The organism is Gallaecimonas aegicerasi, from assembly GCF_045291545.1.
Lineage (GTDB): Bacteria > Pseudomonadota > Gammaproteobacteria > Enterobacterales > Gallaecimonadaceae > Gallaecimonas.
Genome location: NZ_CP149514.1, coordinates 835,252 through 853,808 on the forward strand (window position 1 = coordinate 835,252; position 18,557 = coordinate 853,808).

General features: G+C 55.0%; 17 protein-coding genes. 8 read left to right on the forward strand and 9 right to left on the reverse strand.

Annotation, left to right across the window (positions count from 1 at the left end):
• The first annotated feature begins 39 nt into the window (after positions 1–39).
• Positions 40–1,131, forward strand: coding sequence for a ribonuclease D (rnd, locus tag WDB70_RS04060; protein ID WP_406666879.1), 1,092 nt, complete (start codon positions 40–42; stop codon positions 1,129–1,131).
• On the opposite strand, the gene WDB70_RS04065 is transcribed toward rnd, so the two are convergent.
• Entirely contained in the window at positions 1,128–2,369 is a 1,242-nt protein-coding gene (locus tag WDB70_RS04065; RefSeq protein WP_406666881.1) for an MFS transporter, read from the reverse strand. The genes rnd and WDB70_RS04065 overlap by 4 nt on opposite strands.
• Before the next feature lie 118 nt (positions 2,370–2,487).
• Between WDB70_RS04065 and WDB70_RS04070 the strand changes: the two genes are divergently transcribed.
• Both WDB70_RS04070 and pgmB read left to right on the forward strand, forming a co-directional pair.
• Positions 2,488–4,803, forward strand: a complete 2,316-nt coding sequence (locus WDB70_RS04070) for a glycoside hydrolase family 65 protein (RefSeq protein ID WP_406666883.1) — start codon at positions 2,488–2,490, stop codon at positions 4,801–4,803.
• On the forward strand, positions 4,803–5,450 hold the full coding sequence (pgmB, locus tag WDB70_RS04075; protein WP_406666885.1) for a beta-phosphoglucomutase: 648 nt from the start codon (positions 4,803–4,805) through the stop codon (positions 5,448–5,450). Before WDB70_RS04070 ends, pgmB begins: the two co-directional genes overlap by 1 nt.
• Here the strand turns inward: pgmB and WDB70_RS04080 are convergent.
• On the reverse strand, positions 5,433–6,431 hold the full coding sequence (locus tag WDB70_RS04080) for a LacI family DNA-binding transcriptional regulator (protein WP_406666887.1): 999 nt from the start codon (positions 6,429–6,431) through the stop codon (positions 5,433–5,435). The genes pgmB and WDB70_RS04080 overlap by 18 nt on opposite strands.
• A gap of 169 nt (positions 6,432–6,600) precedes the next feature.
• On the opposite strand from WDB70_RS04080, the gene WDB70_RS04085 reads away from it, so the two are divergent.
• Positions 6,601–9,039 (forward strand): TonB-dependent receptor, encoded by a 2,439-nt coding sequence (locus WDB70_RS04085; protein ID WP_406666889.1) that lies wholly within the window; start codon positions 6,601–6,603, stop codon positions 9,037–9,039.
• 59 nt (positions 9,040–9,098) lie between these two features.
• On the opposite strand, the gene minE is transcribed toward WDB70_RS04085, so the two are convergent.
• Genes minE through minC form a run of 3 tightly spaced genes read right to left on the reverse strand, consistent with a single transcriptional unit; the run spans position 9,099 to position 10,851 of the window.
• Complete coding sequence (gene minE / locus WDB70_RS04090; protein WP_406666891.1) at positions 9,099–9,359, reverse strand: cell division topological specificity factor MinE; 261 nt, start codon at positions 9,357–9,359, stop codon at positions 9,099–9,101.
• A gap of 2 nt (positions 9,360–9,361) precedes the next feature.
• Positions 9,362–10,171 carry a septum site-determining protein MinD gene (gene minD / locus WDB70_RS04095; protein WP_406666893.1) on the reverse strand — a complete coding sequence of 270 codons (810 nt, stop codon included), beginning with the start codon at positions 10,169–10,171 and terminating at the stop codon, positions 9,362–9,364.
• A 14-nt stretch (positions 10,172–10,185) separates the two neighbouring features.
• Positions 10,186–10,851: a septum site-determining protein MinC gene (gene minC / locus WDB70_RS04100; RefSeq protein WP_406666895.1), complete on the reverse strand. Its 666-nt coding sequence runs from the start codon at positions 10,849–10,851 to the stop codon at positions 10,186–10,188.
• A gap of 83 nt (positions 10,852–10,934) precedes the next feature.
• Here minC and WDB70_RS04105 point away from each other — a divergent pair, with 83 nt between their 5' ends.
• From WDB70_RS04105 to WDB70_RS04115, 3 genes are read left to right on the forward strand one after another with little or no spacing between them, the layout of a single operon-like run.
• Positions 10,935–11,210: a YcgL domain-containing protein gene (locus WDB70_RS04105; protein ID WP_406666897.1), complete on the forward strand. Its 276-nt coding sequence runs from the start codon at positions 10,935–10,937 to the stop codon at positions 11,208–11,210.
• On the forward strand, positions 11,207–12,175 hold the full coding sequence (locus WDB70_RS04110; protein WP_406666899.1) for a lytic transglycosylase domain-containing protein: 969 nt from the start codon (positions 11,207–11,209) through the stop codon (positions 12,173–12,175). The genes WDB70_RS04105 and WDB70_RS04110 overlap by 4 nt, the downstream gene beginning before the upstream one ends.
• Positions 12,172–12,612: a YcgN family cysteine cluster protein gene (locus WDB70_RS04115; RefSeq protein ID WP_406666901.1), complete on the forward strand. Its 441-nt coding sequence runs from the start codon at positions 12,172–12,174 to the stop codon at positions 12,610–12,612. Before WDB70_RS04110 ends, WDB70_RS04115 begins: the two co-directional genes overlap by 4 nt.
• Before the next feature lie 26 nt (positions 12,613–12,638).
• On the opposite strand, the gene dsbB is transcribed toward WDB70_RS04115, so the two are convergent.
• Both dsbB and nhaB read right to left on the reverse strand, forming a co-directional pair.
• The gene (gene dsbB / locus WDB70_RS04120; RefSeq protein WP_406666903.1) at positions 12,639–13,151 is read right to left on the reverse strand and encodes a disulfide bond formation protein DsbB; all 513 of its coding nucleotides are present in this window, start codon (positions 13,149–13,151) and stop codon (positions 12,639–12,641) included.
• A gap of 87 nt (positions 13,152–13,238) precedes the next feature.
• Positions 13,239–14,834, reverse strand: coding sequence for a sodium/proton antiporter NhaB (nhaB, locus tag WDB70_RS04125; protein WP_406666905.1), 1,596 nt, complete (start codon positions 14,832–14,834; stop codon positions 13,239–13,241).
• 190 nt (positions 14,835–15,024) lie between these two features.
• Here nhaB and fadR point away from each other — a divergent pair, with 190 nt between their 5' ends.
• Positions 15,025–15,735, forward strand: coding sequence for a fatty acid metabolism transcriptional regulator FadR (gene fadR / locus WDB70_RS04130; RefSeq protein WP_406666907.1), 711 nt, complete (start codon positions 15,025–15,027; stop codon positions 15,733–15,735).
• Positions 15,736–15,745: 10 nt separating this feature from the next.
• Here the strand turns inward: fadR and WDB70_RS04135 are convergent, their stop codons facing one another.
• Both WDB70_RS04135 and WDB70_RS04140 read right to left on the reverse strand, forming a co-directional pair.
• Positions 15,746–17,266 carry a SpoVR family protein gene (locus WDB70_RS04135; RefSeq protein ID WP_406666909.1) on the reverse strand — a complete coding sequence of 507 codons (1,521 nt, stop codon included), beginning with the start codon at positions 17,264–17,266 and terminating at the stop codon, positions 15,746–15,748.
• A 9-nt stretch (positions 17,267–17,275) separates the two neighbouring features.
• Complete coding sequence (locus tag WDB70_RS04140; protein WP_406666911.1) at positions 17,276–18,550, reverse strand: YeaH/YhbH family protein; 1,275 nt, start codon at positions 18,548–18,550, stop codon at positions 17,276–17,278.
• Positions 18,551–18,557 lie beyond the last annotated feature (7 nt).

An 18,557-nucleotide genomic window follows, 5' to 3' on the forward strand; every position in this document is an offset into this window, starting at 1 on the left:
ACGCCGGCGTGATGCCGGCGTTTTGTTAAGGAGCACTTTTTGCAGGTTGAGATGATCACCACCGAGGCGGAGCTGGCGCAATGCCTAAGCAGTCTCGATAGCCAAGCGCCATTATGCCTGGATACCGAATTTATGCGGGTCCGAACCTACTACCCGACCCTAGCCTTGCTGCAAATCACCACTGGTGACGAGGTCTTTTTAATTGACCCATTGCACGTGACCGAGCTGGCGCCTCTTTGGCAACGATTATCCGGCCCGCAACTCAAGGTGCTGCATGCCTGCGGTGAAGATCTGGATGTTCTGCCCAAACCGCTACTGCCGTTGTTTGATACGCAGATTGCCGCAGCCTTGGCCGGTTGGGGTATGTCGCTGGGCTATGCCGCGCTGGTCGAAAAGCACCATGGCGTCACTTTGGATAAAGGCCAGTCACGCACTGACTGGCTGCAACGGCCATTAACGCCAGCCCAGCAGCAATACTGCGTCAATGATGTTCTGTATTTGCCGGCGCTACACCAGGAACTGGCTGAGCGCCTGGACGCGCTGGGCCGGCGCAGCTGGCTGGACGAAGAGTGCCAACGGCAGGTACAAAGCCGCGGCCGGGCGTCAGAGCCGGCCAGTGCCTATCTGGATATCAAAAATGCCTGGCAACTCAAGCCGCAGGGGCTGGCGGTGTTGCGTGAACTGGCGGCCTGGCGGCTGGCCGAGGCGCAGCGGCGCAATCTGGCCCTGAACTTTGTGGTGCGTGAAGAACACCTGTGGGCTATTGCCAAGCAACAAAGCAGCCGCAGCGCGGACATTCGTGCGGTGCTGGCGCCAGCCGAGTGGCGCCACCATGGTGAGCAGTTGCGTACTTTGGTGGAAAAAGCCCTGGCACAGCCAGAATCACAATGGCCAGAGGCTATTGAACGGCTCATTGACCAGCCTGATTACAAGCGCCGACTGGCCGAGGCCAAAGATAAAATTGCCAGCGTTGCCAGCCGTGTAGCGTTACCGGAGGCGTTTATCGGTTCGAAAAAGCTGATTAATGAGTGGTATCGCTATCAGTTTATGCTGACAGAGCAGCAGCGCGCAGCCAGCCCCTTGCCGGTACTGCAAAGTGGCTGGCGGTTGGCGCTGCTTGGGTCACTTTAAAGGCGTTGTAACTGGGCACGAAAGCGGTTCAGTGACACCAGCAATACGGCCAGTGGCAACAAAGACAGGTAAAACGCTATCTGTCCGTTAAAGGCTGCAAATACATGGCCGGTAATAAAGCTGCCGGTGGTGCCGCCCAATGCCGAGAACACCACAATCAGACCTGTCATCGGCGCCTGCTGTGAAGGTTGCAACGACGACAACATGACCGAGTTTATAGCCGGGTAAATCGGCGCCATAAAAAGGCCAATCAGTGGCAGCAAAAAGGCCGCCAGTGGTGCATCAGCCCAGCTGTTGCTGGCCATGGCGGCGATATTACGGGTCATCGGCAAGGTCAGCACTACCAACAGGGCCATGGCCAATAGGCAGACATTCAGCACCGGGTACCAGTTAAAACGCTGCAACAGCCGGCCTGCTGACAGCCGGCCAATGGCCAGGCTGGCGGCGAAAATACTGGTGGCCTGAACACTCATTGCCGGCGGCAGCTTGAGGATCTGATTATTGAACGTTGGCAGCCAGGTGCCGATGCTTTGTTCCAGCAGCACGTACAAAAAAGCAGAGAGAATAAACACCAGCACCAGTGGCCGAATGGCCAGACGCAGCATGTCGGTAAAATCTTGCCAGTGGCTCTGAGTGCTGTCGCTGACTGGTATCGGCAGTGATAAACGGCTGAGTAAAACTAAATTGACTACACATAGCCCTGCTAACAGCCAGTAAACACCGAGCCAGCCATTGCCGGTTTCATCGACAAAAGCACTGAACAGCCAGTAACCGGCCAGTACCCCTACCATAAAGAAGCCTTCAATGGTGTTCATCAGTGCCGCATGGCCCTTACGGTCATCGGTCAGTAGGCCAACCGATGCATACACTGACACCTTCACCAGCGCGAAGCCGACACCGATGCACAAAAATAGCAGCTTGGTGGTCCAGAAACTGGGCAACAGAGGCATGGCTACCGCCGCCAGTGCCACCAGTACCAAAGCTGACATCATGGCAATTTTGTAACCGATGCGCGGGAGCAGTGACGCCACCAGAAACGACACCACCGCAATGGGCAGATCCTTGAAGCCTTCCAGTACACTGGCCTGCTGTTTGGTCACACCGTAGTGGCTGATCACCTGCATGATCACGGTGCCAACGCTGTTCAGCAAAATGGCAAAAATCACGTAGGTCAGAATGAGCGACAGCGCCAGCAGGCGCTTATTCGGAGCTTTTGAAAGGGTGGCGGTAGGCTGCATAGTTGTCGTTTACGTTAACAGAGTCCTTCGGCAGTGTACCGTTTTATTTCCGCATTGCAATCGATTGCAAAAGCGGTAAGATGCCTGCAGTTGTTTTGTCAGCCAAGGCTTTCTTTTCATGCAAGACGCTATCGCGCCGCTTTTTCCCACCCAACCCTGGAGCCTGTCGATTGACCGGCTGGATCCCCAGCAGCAGATGCTGGTGGAAACCTTACTGTCGCTGGCCAATGGTTATATTGGTACGCGAGGCACCTTTGAAGAACCCTTAGATGGGCAGATCGCCAGTTGTGAAGGTACCTATCTGAACGGTGTCTATCAGCGTGAACCCATTACCTATGGTGAAAGTGCCTACGGTTTTGCCAGCCACAATCAAAAGATGCTGCAAGTGCCCAATGGCAAGCGGCTGGAGTTGCTGGCCGATGGGGAGCTGCTGCAGGCTTCAGAGCAGCAGCCAGGTCAGCGGGTGCTGGATATGAAAAACGGGGTACTGATCCGGCGCCAGCAATTCATCACCGCCAATGGCCAGCGTTTGTCCTTGGTGAGCCGTCGTTTTGTTTCACTGGCTGACAGCCAGCTGATGGCGATTGACTGGCAACTGACCGCTGACGATAGCGATATGACGGTGGAGCTGTGGTCCTGGCTGGATGCGGCCTACCGTTTTAATGTGAATAAAGATGACCCGCGGGTAGGGCAGCTGTCGATTGAAGATGCACTGAGCGTGCAGCAGGCGCAGCAACAAGACCGGCTGCAGTGGATGCAGCACAGCGTCAAAGGTACCGATTTTCAGGTGGCCAGTGCCTGCCTGACCGAAGTCGATGGCGAGCTGGTTAGCCAGCGTAATATTGATGATAAGCAACTGGCACAGTGCTTTCGGTTAACGCTGCCGGCCGGTAAAACGGTACGGCTGACCAAGTGGGTGGCTTACGGCCATAGCGAGCACGGCCAAGCACCGGATATTGTCAGCTGGCTGAAAACGGCGGCCAGCAAAGGCTTTGCCTCGCAACTGGCGGCGCACCAGCAATGTTGGCAACAGTTCTGGGATGGCGCCGATCTTACCCTGGTGGGTGATGACGCCTTGCAGCAAGGACTGCGCTTTAACCAGTTTCATCTGTTCCAGTCAGCTGGCCGCAATGGCCGAGCCAGTATTGGCGCCAAAGGACTGACCGGTCATGGCTATGATGGTCACTACTTCTGGGATTCAGAAATTTATGTGGTGCCGAGCCTGGCAATAAGCCAGCCAGCGGTTGCTCGCAAGATGCTGGAATACCGAATTCATACTTTGCCGGCAGCCCGCCAGCGGGCCAGAGAAATGTCCCATGACACTGGTGCCCTTTATGCCTGGCGCACCATCGGTGGTGAGGAATGTTCGGCATATTTTCCGGCTGGCACGGCCCAGTATCACATCAATGCGGCTGTGGCGTATGGTTTTAAAACCTACCTCACCGCCACCGGCGATCTGGATCTGCTGTGGCAAGGTGGTGCCGAGGTGGTGATGGAAACGGCCCGCTTATGGCGTCAGCTGGGGCACTTTAACCCACGCAAGGGTAATCAGTTCTGCATCGACGGTGTGACCGGGCCCGATGAATACACCGCCATTGTCAGTAATAATTTCTACACCAATGCCATGGCTCGCATGCATTTGTCTTTTGCCGCCGAGCTGAGCCAGCGTCTGGCAGCAGACAATCCGCTCGCCTGGCAGGAGCTGGTCGCGAAACTGGCCCTGACCGACGAGGAAGTGCGTGACTGGCAGTACACCGCCGAGCATATGTATTTGCCCTTTGATGACCAGCGCGGCATTCATAAGCAGGACGACAGCTTCCTTGATAAGGCGCCCTGGGATTTTGCCAATACGCCCAAAGATCATTACCCGCTACTGCTGCACTATCACCCCCTGGTGATCTACCGCCATCAGGTACTCAAGCAGGCCGACGTAGTGCTGGCCATGTATCTGCTCGATGATGCCTTTAGTCGCGAACAGAAGGCCCGTAACCTGGCCTACTACGAGCCGCTGACGACCCATGACTCAACGCTGTCGTCCTGTATTCATGCCATTGAGTTTGCCGAAGTCGGGCAACTGGAACGGGCTTATGCGTTCTTCTACGACACGGTGCGTATGGATCTCGACAACCACCATGGCAATACCGAATACGGTGTCCACATCGCCTGTATGGCGGGGTCCCTGGCGTCGGTGGTTAACGGCTTTGGTGGCTTACGGTTACGCGCTGACGGCCCGCACTTTCATCCACGGCTGCCGGCACAATGGCAGCAACTGACCTTTAAAGTGCACTATGCCGGCCGGGTGATCCGCTTCAGTGCCGAGGGCGACAAAGCCAGCTATCAGCTGGTCAGTGGTCAGCCTCTGACGGTCTTCCATCATGGCCAGCCGTTGGCGCTGGACGCGCAACCTGTCACTTTGCCACTGGAGGCGAAATAATGCCTGTTCAAGCCGTTATCTTTGATCTTGACGGTGTCATCACCGACACCGCGCATTTTCACTTTTTGGCTTGGCAGGCGCTGGCCCGCGAGTTGGGTGTGGCTTTTGATGAGCAGGATAACGAAGCCCTCAAGGGCATAGACCGGATGGGCTCATTGCGGGCCATTCTGGCCAAAGGGGCTATTGAGCTGAGTGAACATGAGCAGCTGAGCCTGGCCGAACAAAAAAACCGGCACTATTTGCAGCTGGTACAGCAAATGGGCCCGGAAGATGTGTTGCCCGGTGTCGATGCCATGCTGACCTTGCTGGCTCAAGAGGGCATTGCTACCGGCGTGGCGTCAGCCAGTAAGAACGCCCGGTTGGTGCTGGAGCGGCTTAACTTGCTGGAACGGTTTGCCTATGTGGCCGATGCGGCCAAAGTGACCAACCCCAAGCCGCACCCGGAAGTGTTTTTGACGGTCGCGGATGCGCTCAATGTGCCGGCCGGCCATTGCCTAGGAGTCGAAGATGCTGCGGCGGGTGTACAGGCCATCAAGGCTGCGGGTATGCGCGCGGTCGGTATTGGTGACCGCGCTGTTTTAGCCCAGGCCGACTGGGTCTACGCCAGTCCTGCTCAGGTGCCGCTGGCCTCACTGCTGGCGCAGTGAGGACGCACGGGTAACCAGGCTAACATCCAGCTCAATGGAGGCCGGCTCTTGGCCGGCCATCCGGGCCAGCAGGCTTTCGACCAGTTGCCGGCCGCCGCCAGCTACATCCTGGCGCACTGAGCTTAAGGCTGGATAGGCGTATTCGGCGATTGCCATGTCGTCGAAACCGACGATGGCAACATCCTGTGGTATTGCAATACCAGCCTCATTCAGCGCCTTGATGGCGCCCACGCCAATGGTGTCTGAAGCGGCCAGAATACCGTCATAGGGGCGCTGACCGTCAGCAAACAGGGCAGCCGTGACACTATGGCCGGCAGCAGACGTAAAGTCGCAGTCATGCTGCGCCGCCTGTGGCGCGCTTTGTAAAAAGCCCTGCCAGCGCTGGCGGATCTCCAGGTGGTGAATATTGCCCAGAAACAGCAGCCGCTGGCAGCCCTGCTCAAGCAGGTGCCGGGCAGCCAGCTGGCCGCCTTTGCTGTTATTACTGCCAACTACGCTGTACCCCAGATCCGGCGCATTGGCTCCCCACACCACAAAGGGCACCTGTTCCAGGTGCAGCTCACGGATCCGCGCTTCCTGCTCGCCCTGACCGATAACAATGAGGCCATCGGCCCGCTGTGCATCCATATAAGGGGTGGTACTGGTGCCGGAGCGGGTGGTGGTCAGTAGCATGTCATAGCCACGTTGGCTGAGTTCATCCGCCAGGGTGCCGAGCATGGCCAGCAAGAAAGGATCGGAGATGGCCTGGCTACTGCTGGCATCAAAAACAATGATCACCGCCACAGTATTGGTTTTTTGCAGGCGCAAGTTTCGGGCACTGGCATTGATACGAAAATTCTGTTCGCGGGCCAGTTGCTGCACCCGCCGACGGGTGTTTTCGTTGATCAGAGGATTGTCTCGCAGCGCCCGTGAGGCGGTGGATTCAGAGACACCAGCAAGCGCGGCGAGATCGGCTAGGGTTTTTACTACTTTCGAGTTCATCGGACCAGTATAGCGACCAGGGGGTACTTTACGTTAGCGTAAAAAGCCTTTGCAATCGATTGCAAAGCTAATTAAGTTACCCTCAGCCGCTGGTTAACAAGTCACCGCTCCCTGGGACAAAGGGATGGCCAGCAGCCACACAAACATAAAATTCTGTGGGGAGAAGCAGATGGACTTCAAGATGAACGCCGTGCTGTCAGCAATGTTGCTGACCCTGGCGGTACCTGCCGCGCAGGCGGCAACTGATAACAGCAAAGATAAAAAAAGCAAAGACGATAAAAATATCGAACAGATCGTCGTGACCGGTGCTGCCGGCCGCGGTATGCGCCGTACCGAAACAAGCTACTCTGTGACTACCCTTAGCGGCGCCGAAATTGAGCGCCAGGCGCCAAAGAGTACCGCTGATCTGTTTAAATCCACGCCGGGTGTCTGGGTTGAATCCTCGGGTGGTCAGGGTGGCGCCAACATTTTCGTGCGCGGCTTCGCCAGCTCCGGCGACGCGGCCTTTACGACCGTCCAGCTCGACGGTATGCCGATCTTCCCGCCGTCAACGCTGTCCTTTTTGGAAAACTCCACGCTGTTCCGTCTTGATGACACCGTGCAGCGCATGGAAGCCCTGCGTGGCGGCCCTAACCCGGTTTTCTCCAACGGTCAGCCCGGGGTCACCTTTAACTTTATCCAGAAAAAAGGCACCGACATTCCCGAAGGCAGCATCAAGGCCACTGTCACCGATTACGGCAGCCGCCGCATTGACGGTTACTACGCAGGGCCGCTGAGTAAGGACTGGTACATCAGTATGGGGGGCTTTTACCGCACCTCCGATGGGATCCGAGATACTCAGTATCCTGCGGACCAGGGAGGCCAGCTCAGCGTTAAGTTGACCCATGACCTGGACAACGGCCAGCTTAACCTGTGGGCCCGTAAGACTAACGACAAGAACGTCTGGTTACTGCCTATCCCGGTTGTTGAAACCTCAGGCGGTGATATCAAGGAATATCCTGGCTTTAACGCCGGTACCGGTACTTTGTACGGCAATGATACGCGCCTGGCTGAGCTGGAAGTGGCACCGGGTCAGAGTATCCGCCGTGACATGTCTGATGGCCGCGGCATTAACTTCAGCTTGGTTGGTGGCAGCCTGGATCTGGACTTGGCCAACGACTGGAGCCTGCTGGAAAAATTCACCTTCAGCTCTGGTGATGCCGATTCTATGGGATTGGTACCGGCCAGCTCGCCCATGAGTGCCAGTACCTATCTGGCCAGCAAAATTAGCCAAGCCAATGATGGTGGTACGGTTGAAAATGCTGCCGGTAGTGCTGCGACAACCGGTAGCTTCACCTACGCCAGCTCCGGTGATGCCATGACCAACATGAACCAGCAGGTCATGACTGCTGGCTGGTGGTCAGTACAGAAGAAGATCAAGAGCTTCAGTAACGACCTGCGTCTGGTCAAGAAAATCAATGATCAGCACACGGTGACCATGGGGATGTTCTTTACCGACTATTCCTCCAAGGACCTGTGGTACCTGGGTAACAATATGTTGCTGACGGCGCAGCCTCACGCCCAGCGCCTGAACCTGGTACTGGATAACGGTGTTAAAGCTACCCACAACGGTTTTGAAGGGGCGCCGTTCTACGACGTTAACGCTTCTTATAATGGCCGTAATACCGCACTGTTCCTGGCTGAACAGTGGAAGGTGACAGACCGTTTCAAACTGGACTTTGGCTACCGCTGGGAAAACCAGAAAATTGACGCCACCTTGGAAGGTAATGATACCGGTGTGGATCTCGATGGTAACCCGACCACCTTGTATGACAACAATGCCGCTGTACTCAACGGTAACTTCCGCGGCTTGAACTACAACAACTCCGAGACGGCCTGGACTGCCGGTGCTAACTACCTTCTCAATGATGCCGGTGATACCAGCGTCTTTGCCCGGATTAACTCCGGCTTCAAGATGCCACAGTTTGATGACTTGCGTGACGGTACCACTAATACCCAGGACATCAACCAGTACGAATTGGGCTACAAGCACATGGGCGATGCCTACAGTGCATATGCCACATTGTTCTACACCGACTTCAGCGGTCTGCCGTTCCAGAACTTTATTAACGGTCAGAACGTAGTGCGTATCGGTGGCGCTAAAGCCTTGGGTGTGGAGCTGGAAGGAAATGTTTCGGTCACCGAGAACTTCTCTGTGGCACTGACTTCTACTTTGCAAAACGCCAAGCTGAAAAACTTCGGTGATGTCACGGACAACCAGGTCATGCGTCAGCCAAAAATCCAGTTACGCCTGACACCCAGCTACGTGATGGACTTTAACTGGGGCTGGATGCGTTTCTACGGCACTTATAGCTACTACGGCAAGCGCTACTCCGATCTGGAAAACCAGCAGGTACTGCCGTCGTTCAAAAAACTGGATGCCGGTGTGGTGGCCAATATTGGTGACCACGTCAAGCTACAGCTGACCGGTGACAACCTCACCAACACCATTGGCCTGACCGAAGGTAACCCGCGGGTACTGGGTTCTGGCGCCAATGCTGACGGGGTTATTCTGGCGCGGCCAATCCTGGGGCGCTCCTTTAGCCTGTCCATGAGCTACAGCTTCTAAGCTGCTGCTTGCTATAAAAAAGGGCCCCGAGGGGCCCTTTTTTAACGCTTGTCTTCCGTTTAACGTTTGTCTTCCGGGAGCGTAATATTCAGCTCCAGTACCGCGATTTCATCGTCCTTGTGATCCAGCGCCACCGAAATCTGCTCGGGGCTAATGGGCACATACTTTTTAATGACCTCAAGAATGTCCCGTTCCAGATCCGGCAGATAGTCGGGGCCGCTACGGCGGTTACGTTCATGGGCAACAATGATCTGCAGGCGTTCTTTGGCCAGGCTGGCGGACTTTTTCTTGTTGGCACGGAAGTAGTCGAGAAAGGACATCCTTAACCTCCGAAGATCCGCTTGAACAGGCCTTTTTTCTCTTCATCGAGAAAGCGCATTGGCCGCTGCTCACCCAGGAGCCGGGCAACGGTATCCAGGTAAGCCTGGCCAGCGTCGCTTTGCTCATCGAGGATCACCGGCTCGCCGGCATTGGAGGCCCGCAATACTGCCTGTGACTCCGGGATCACCCCCAGCAGCGGCACCGCCAGAATTTCCTGTACATCCTCGACGCTGAGCATGTCGCCGCTGTTAACCCGGTTGGGGTTGTAGCGGGTCAGCAGCAGGTGTTCTTTGATTGGTTCCTGATTTTGTTCGGCGCGCCGGGACTTAGAGGCGAGAATACCGAGGATGCGGTCCGAGTCACGCACCGATGACACTTCCGGGTTGGTAGTCACAATGGCCTCATCGGCAAAATACAGCGCCATCATGGCGCCGGTTTCAATACCGGCCGGCGAATCGCAGATAATGTAATCGAAAGACTCAGCCAGCTCGCCCAGTACCTGCTCCACCCCTTCTTTGGTCAGGGCGTCTTTATCGCGAGTCTGAGAGGCTGGCAGAATAGACAGTCCTTCTACCCGTTTGTCTTTGATCAAGGCCTGATTGAGGTTGGCTTCTTTGTTGATGACATTCACAAAGTCGTAGACCACCCGGCGTTCACAACCCATGATCAAATCCAGGTTACGCAATCCCACATCAAAATCGACAATCACGGTTTTTTTACCGGCCATTGCCAGGCCGGTACCGATAGCAGCACTGGAGGTTGTCTTACCGACGCCGCCTTTGCCTGACGTCACCACGATAATGCGCGCCATATTTTCCCCTCTTCTTATAACGGCCCGACGGCCAATTGTTCTTGTTGCAATGAAATCTGTGCACTTTGTTGCCACTGTGGCCCTTGCAGGTCATCACTGAGCCAGTAAGTGCCGGCAATAGAAACCAGTTCGGCTTCAAGTTTACGGCAAAAAATGCGGGCGTTACTGTCGCCAGTGGCGCCGGCAATGGCCCGGCCCCGTAAGCTGCCGTAGATATGAATATTGCCGTCACTGATCACTTCGGCGCCAGCGCCGACCGAGCCGAGCACGATGAGATCCCGGCCTTTGGCGTAAAGTTGCTGGCCGGAGCGTACCTGCCCCTGATGAATTTGTGCCGGTGGCGTTGTGGTCGTCGTCGCTTTGGCTGTGCTGGTACTGGTGTTACTGCGGCCCGGTTGCAACAAGGCCCAGCCGGTTCCAGTTGCCAGGGCTTTGAGTGTGGCCGGGCAGTTCACCAGACCAACCGGTATCATGCCTTGCTGTCGGATCTGCTCGGCCAGGGCGGGCAGGTCGGGGGTTTGGGTCAGAGCGGCCAGGTCGACAACCAAAGGCGCCTGCTGAAAAAAGCCCGGTGCCTGTTGCACCTTGTCAGCCAGCTTGCTGGAAAAATCGGCGAGATCGGCATCACTCAGTGCCAGAACAGATAAGGTAAAAGAGGTACCTTTAAACAACAGTGACATTCGGCGTCCGGGCCTGCAGGTGCTAGGTTATTTGAGGTCATGGTATAGTGAGGCCCCACCGCAGGCAAGACGATGACCAGCCAATGTTGTGTGCCGTATACAAAAGCCGTAAAAAGCCGGATACCTACCTGTACATTCGCCGCCGTGATGACTTCACAGAGGTGCCGGAACAACTGTTGTCACTTTTCGGTCAGCCAGAGTTTGTCATGCTGCTGCCATTGGCTAAAAGGCCACAACTGGCGCGTCTTAGTGCGGCGAAACTGCAACAGGCGTTAGACACTGATGGCTATTATTTGCAACTGCCACCGCCCACTGAAAATTTACTGAAAGCGCACCGCCAGGCCCAGGGGGTAGAATGAAAAAAACGTTGCTGTGGCTGACGGCACTACTACCCACATTGGCGCTGGCTAATGTGCCGAATCATGATTTTGCCAATTATGTGTCGTCCCTTAAGGCACAGGCGCTTAATAAAGGCATCAGCAAGCAAACCGTGGATGCGGCCTTTGCTGACGTCAAGTTGCTGCATCGGGCAATAAAGGCAGACAGAAACCAGCCGGAAAGCAAACAGACACTGGAGCGTTACCTGCAGCGAACCTTGCCGAGCTGGAAGGTTACCCAGGCGCGTCAGCAGTTTGCTAAACACCGGGCGTTACTGGAACAGGTTGCCAGCCGTTATGGTGTACAGCCGCAGTACATCGTGGCGTTGTGGGCGAAAGAATCCAGTTTTGGCCGGGTGCAGGGGCATTTTTCGGTGATCTCTGCTTTGACCAGCCTGGCTTTTGAAGGGCGTCGGGAAGACTTTTTCAAGGGTGAGTTGTTCTCGGCGCTGGCCATTTTGGAGCAGGGAAAAATCCCGGTAACCGAACTAAAAGGTTCCTGGGCGGGTGCCATGGGGCAAACCCAGTTCATGCCCAGCTCTTACCTGGCACTGGCTGTTGACGGCGATGGTGATGGCCGCAAGGACATTTGGCATGACCCTGCCGATGTATTTGCCTCTATTGCCAACTATCTTGCCAAAGCGGGCTGGAATGCGAATGAAACCTGGGGTCGGCAAGTGAAGGTACCGGCCCATTTTGACTGGCGCCAGGCGAAAAAAATTCACGCGCTGGCCGACTGGGCAAAAATGGGGGTGACCCGCTATGACGGCCGGCCACTGCCACAAGCTGACATGCAGGCGCAGCTCAAAGCTGTTGATGGTGCCAAAGGGCGTATTTATCTGGTGTATAACAACTATCAGGTGCTGAAACGCTGGAACCGCTCCGACTACTTTGCCACTTCGGTTGGTCTGCTGGCGGATCGTATTATCTGGCCACCACTGAAATGAAGCACTTTTGGGAACAAAAAACGCTGGCGGAACTGAGTCAGCCGGAGTGGGAGTCACTCTGTGATGGCTGTGGCAAGTGCTGTTTGAACAAGCTGCAAGACGAAGATACCGATGAGGTCTACCACACGGCGGTGGCCTGTCAGTTGCTGGACCTGCGTACTTGTCAGTGTCGCCAGTATGATAACCGTTTTGAGCTGGTACCCGACTGCCTGCAACTGACAGCGGACAAACTGGCAACCTTTTACTGGTTGCCGCCATCCTGCGCTTATCGGCGGCTGGCCGAAGGCCGGGGGCTGGCTGACTGGCACCCACTGCTAAACGGTGGCAAAAAACACAAGATGCATGCCGCTGGTATTTCGGTGCGCCACAAAGCCGTCAGTGAAGGGCCGGATATCGACCCGGCAGATTTTATTGTCAGCTGGCCTTTGGATGAATAAAAAAGCCCCGCGTCTGCGGGGCTTTTTTATGCTTTAGGGCGGGGCCGTAGTAACTGCCCGAGTGTCATCAGCAGGCCAATAATGAACAGGGCGCCGAAGATGATTTCCATCCATTGGGGCATTGATAAGCCAGCAAAATGCCAGACTGTTTGAGTGCAATCGCCACGGGCTTCAAACATCGCCGGAAACCACTTATCAACCTTGAACCAGAATGGAAAGTCAGGCAGGAAGGTGCACTGTTTGAAAGGCGAAGGGTCGGTTTGTAACGACACATGCTCAATGGCCAGTTTCAGCCCCCAGCCACTGGCGATCAGCCAGCTAACCAGTGCTGCAAGGCGCAGCCATAGCATTCGTGGGGCAATGGCGCCAAGCACCCCGGCAGCAAAGATGCCCAGCACAGCCACCCGCTGATAAACACACATCACGCAGGGTTCAAGGCGCATACCATACTGGAAAAACAGTGCGATCATTTCCAGGATCAAGGCGCCAGATGCGAGCAGCAGCCAGGACGTTCGGTAATAGGGTAGTTTTCTGAGCATGTTGGTTAGTTCAGTAAAAAACATCTGCTGGGGTTGTAACAGAAAAGCCGTGCCAATGGCACGGCTTTTTGTTTTTCAAAGGATGTTTCAGTGGCCGATAGTGGCTGCTTTGGCCCCGGCACTGGCCTCATGGTGGCTAATCAAGTCCATGCTGTACAGCCAGTGAGTCAGGTCTGGCAGCAGGAAATACACCGCAAACAGGCCGACAAATGTCAGTACGATAGTGTAGGGCAGCGCCATCCATACCATCCGCCCGTAAGACAGCCGCAACAAGGGCGCCAGGGTTGAGGTCAGCAGAAACAGGAATGCAGCCTGGCCATTGGGTGTCGCCACCGACGGCAGATTGGTTCCCGTGTTGATGGCCACCGCTAGCATGTCGAACTGGTCGCGGCTGATAAGCCCGTTATTAAGTGCCGAGTGGACTTCATTGATATAGACAGTACCGACAAAGACATTATCGGAAACCATCGACAGCAGGCCATTGGCGATATAGAACATGCCCAGCTGGTGTTCACCTTCAAAGTGCAGTACCCAGTCAATAACGGGAGTGAACAGTTTCTGGTCGATAATCACCGCGACAACGGTGAAAAACACCGCCAGCAAAGCGGTAAAAGGCAATGATTCTTCAAACGCCTTACCCAGTTGGTGTTCTTCGGTGACGCCACAGGCGGCCGTGGTGAGGATGATCACCGTCAGGCCAATCAGCCCAACCGCCGCCAGGTGCAGGGCCAGGCCAATAACCAGCCACAAGGCCACCAATCCCTGAACTACCAGTTTGGCTTTATCTTTTGCCGAGCGTTTGCGTTGCTGCTCTTGGTCGTGCTCCAGCAACACCTGGCGCACCGTTTCAGGTAGCGTTTCACCATAGCCAAACCAGTGCATCTTTTCGACGATGACACAGGTCAGCAGGCCGAATACGAACACCGGCAAGGTAATAGGCGCCATGCGCAGCAAGAATTCCACAAACTGCCAGCCGGCATTTTCGGCAATGATCAGGTTTTGTGGTTCACCTACCATGGTGCAAACACCGCCTAAGGCGGTACCGACGGAGGCATGCATCATCAGGTTGCGTAAAAAGCCGCGGAAATGCTCAAGATCGTCACGGGTCAGCTCTTGCACCAGATTATCGTCAGTATGGTCATGGTCGTCGTGATGTGTTGGCCGCCCTGACGCTACCTTGTGATAAATGGCATAGAAGCCGGTTGCCACGGCAATGATCACCGCAACCACGGTCAGTGCATCCAGAAAGGCCGACAGCACGGCGGCAGCGGCGCAAAAAGCCAGCGACAGCATGACTTTTGAACGCAGTCTCAGCAGCAACTTGGTGAAAATGCTGAGCAACAGATCCTTCATAAAGTAGATACCGGCAACCATGAAGATCAGCAACAGCAGCACTTCCAGATTTGCCACCAGCTCGGCTTTAACGTGGGCTGGACTGGTCATGCCGATAATTACCGCTTCAATAGCCAGTAGCCCCCCAGGTTGCAGGGGGTAACATTTCAGCGCCATGGCCAGGGTAAAGATAAACTCGACAATCAATACCCAACCCGCCACAAAGGGGCTGATAGCGAAGATAATGGGGTTGATGATAAGAAACAGAACAATAGTCAGCTTGTACCAGTCCGGTGACTGACCAAGGAAGTTGGACAAGAATGCCCGAGGCAGTGAGGTCGTAGACGACATGCAAGTTCCCTGTAAGCAATTTGTGTTAATTTTCCCAATATCTTAGGGGTTGAGTCGCGGCATTGCACTCCCCTGATGACGATAATAGTCGCTAAAAAGCAGCGATATGCCTGAAAAGTTTATTTTTACCGGTGGCACCGCTAGAATCGGCTATCGAATTCAAATAACGATAACAGGCAGCATTACCCGCATGATCATCAAAGCGCAAAGCCCGGCCGGATTCGCTGAGGAATACATCATCGAATCAATCTGGAACAACCGGTTTCCACAAGGCTCTATTTTGCCCGCAGAGCGAGAGCTGTCTGAACTGATCGGCGTTACCCGTACCACGCTGCGCGAAGTGTTGCAGCGCCTGGCCCGTGATGGCTGGCTGACTATCCAGCACGGCAAACCGACGCGGGTTAATAACTTCTGGGAAACCAGCGGCCTGAACATTCTGGAAACCCTGGCGCGGCTGGATCAGGATCGTTTCCCGGAGCTGGTTGACCATCTGTTGTCGGCGCGCACCAACATCAGCGCCATTTTTATTCGCAGTGCTCTCAAGCATGCCCCGGAAAAAGCAGAAGTGAAGCTGGCCGAGGCTGAGCAACTGGGGGATGACCCTATTGCCTTTGCCGAGTTTGATTATCGCCTGCATCACGCTCTGGCTGGTGTCAGCGGCAACCCGATTTACGTGTTGATCCTCAATGGTTTCAAGAATCTCTACAGCCGGGTAGGTAAGTTCTACTTCTCCAACCCCAAGGCCCGTGAATTGGCGCTGCAGTATTACGCAGCCCTGCGCAAACTGGCTCAACAGCGGCAGTTTGAAGAAGCGTTGCCGGTGGTTCGCAAGTATGGCCTGGACTCCGGACGCGTCTGGGTCAGTATGCGCGGCGAGATCCCCTCGGATCTGGTGGACTAAAAAAAGCGCCTCAGGCGCCTTTTTTATTGTCCTTAGCCGCAGGGCAACTTAGGCGCTCAGCTACATTGCCGTCAGCACCAAGCTCATCTAAATGTACGTCAAACTTCCAAAGGTAATGCAGGTGGCGCAGAACCTCGGCAGCACTGGCCTGGTGTAAGGGAATGCCGTTATGTGGCCGGTAATGCAAGGTCAGTGAGCGGTCACCACGAACGGCCACATCATAGACCTGAATATTGGGTTCATTGTTAGCCAGGTTATATTGTGCCGACAGACTCTGGCGCAGCGCCCGGTAGCCATCATCATTATGAATTGCGGTTACCTCAAGGTAGCTTTTTTGCTGATCATCGCGAATGGCAAAAAAGCGAAAATCCCGCATCAGTTTTGGCGACAGATACTGCCCGACGAACGACTCGTCCTTGAAGTTTTCCATAGCAAAATGCACCGACTCCACCCAGTTGCTACCGGCCAACTCAGGGAAGTAGTCGCGGTCTTCGGCGGTGGGCTGCTCACAGATCCGGCGAATATCACGAAACATGGCAAAGCCCAGGGCATAGGGGTTAATGCCGCTGTAGTAGGGGCTGCTGTATTCCGGTTGGTAGATGACACTGGAATGGGAGTGCAGCACCTCCATCATAAAGCGGTCGGAAAGCTGACCTTCATCGTAAAGGTGGTTGATCAGGGTGTAGTGCCAGAAGCTCGCCCAGCCTTCGTTCATGACCTGGGTTTGCCGCTGTGGGTAAAAATATTGCGCAATCTTTCTGACGATGCGCACTATTTCCCGTTGCCAGGGTTCCAGTAAGGGCGCGTTCTTTTCAATGAAGTAGAGGATATTTTCCTGAGGCTCAGGGGGAAAGCGTGGCGTCTGGATCTCTTCTGCGCGAGGCTGTGGCAGAGTGCGCCACAGTTCGTTGACTTGGCTTTGCAAATAAGCCTCGCGTTCCTCCTGACGGCGCTTTTCTTCGGCCAGAGAAATTTCAGAAGGCCGTTTGTAGCGATCGACGCCATAGTTCATCAGGGCATGACAAGCGTCCAGCAGTTTTTCCACTTCCTGTTGACCATGGCGTTCCTCACACTGGCTGATGTAATGGCGGGCAAACACCAGGTAATCGATGATACTGCCGGCGTCAGTCCAGGTTTTAAACAGATAATTATTCTTGAAAAAAGAGTTGTGGCCGTAACTGGCGTGGGCAATCACCAATGCTTGCATCGGCAGGGTATTTTCCTCCATCAAGTAGGCAATACAGGGATTGGAATTAATGACGATTTCATACGCCAGGCCCATTTGCCCACGCCGGTAGGACTGTTCTGACTGGATAAACTTCTTACCGAACGACCAGTGTGAGTAGCCAATGGGCATACCCACTGAGCTGTAGGCATCGAGCATTTGTTCGGCGGTGATCACCTCCAGTTGATTGGGGTAGGTGTCCAGGCCGTAATGTTCGGCGGCCAGGGCAATGGCCTGGTCATAACGAGCCAAGTCATCGAAGGTCCAGTCAGGCCCGTCGGGCAAGCGCTTAGTGCTGTTGGCCATGAAGCCCTCCTATGCCGCTTGCTTGCGGAACAGTTCACGAAATACCGGGTAGATGTCACTTTGCTGCTGAATGTGTGCCATGGCGAAATGGCTGAAATGGCCCGCCAGCTGTTCATATTCCTGCCAGAGGCTCTGGTGGGCGCGTTCGGTGATTTCGATGTAACTGTAGTAGCGCACATAAGGCAGAATTTTTTCTGCCAGCAGGGTTTTACAGAGTGGGGAGTCGTCAGCCCAGTTGTCGCCGTCGGAAGCCTGGGCGGCATAAACATTCCACTGCTCGGGTGGATAGCGGCTGTGCATGATGTCGACCATCAGGTTCAGCGCGGAACTGACGATGGTGCCACCGGTTTCCTGGCTGTAGAAAAAGTCATGCTCGTCCACTTCTTTGGCCTGGGTATGGTGGCGGATATAGACCACTTCAATGTGTTCATAGGTACGGGTTAAAAACAGATACAACAGAATGTAAAAGCGCTTGGCCATGTCTTTGGTAGCCTGATCCATAGAACCTGACACGTCCATCAAACAGAACATGACAGCCCGGCTGGACGGAATAGCCACACGTTCCATGTTGTTGTAACGCAGGTCAAAGGTGTCAATAAACGGCACTCGGGCAATGGCTTGTTGCAAAGCGTTGATTTCTTCGCGCAGGCGCTGCAATGCCTGCTGACTGGCGGTAGGATCCTTTTCCAGTTCTGCCAGCTGCTGTTCCAGTTCACGCAGTTGACGTTTGCGCCCGGCCGTCATGGCAATACGCCGTGCCAGGCTCTGGCGCAGCGAGCGTACAACATTGATACGGCTGGGCATCCCTTCATTGACAAATCCAGCCCGGCGGTTTTGCCATTCCACCAGTTGTGTCAGCTGGCTTTTCTGAAGGTTGGGCAAGGCCAGATCTTCAAACAGCAGATCCAGATATTCATCGCGAGATATGCTGAACACGAAAGGGTCTTCACCTTCACCACTGTCGCTGGCATCACCTTCACCAGCGCCGCCCTGACCGCTACCCCCCGGCGGCCTGGCAATGTGATCACCGGCTACGAACTGGTCGTTACCGGGGTGAACCTGTTCACGCAGACCGCCGCGCCCCTGATGAAATACCGGCTCGGAAATATCCCTCGACGGAATGGACACCGATTCGCCTGACTCCACATCCTCTACAGAGCGCTGCGTTATGGCGTCCGACACCGCCTTTTTGATCTGCCCTTTATAGCGGCGTAAAAAGCGGTTGCGATTGACGGTACTCTTGCCCTTGGCGTTTTTACGCCGGTCAATGATATGTGATGACATGGCGCCT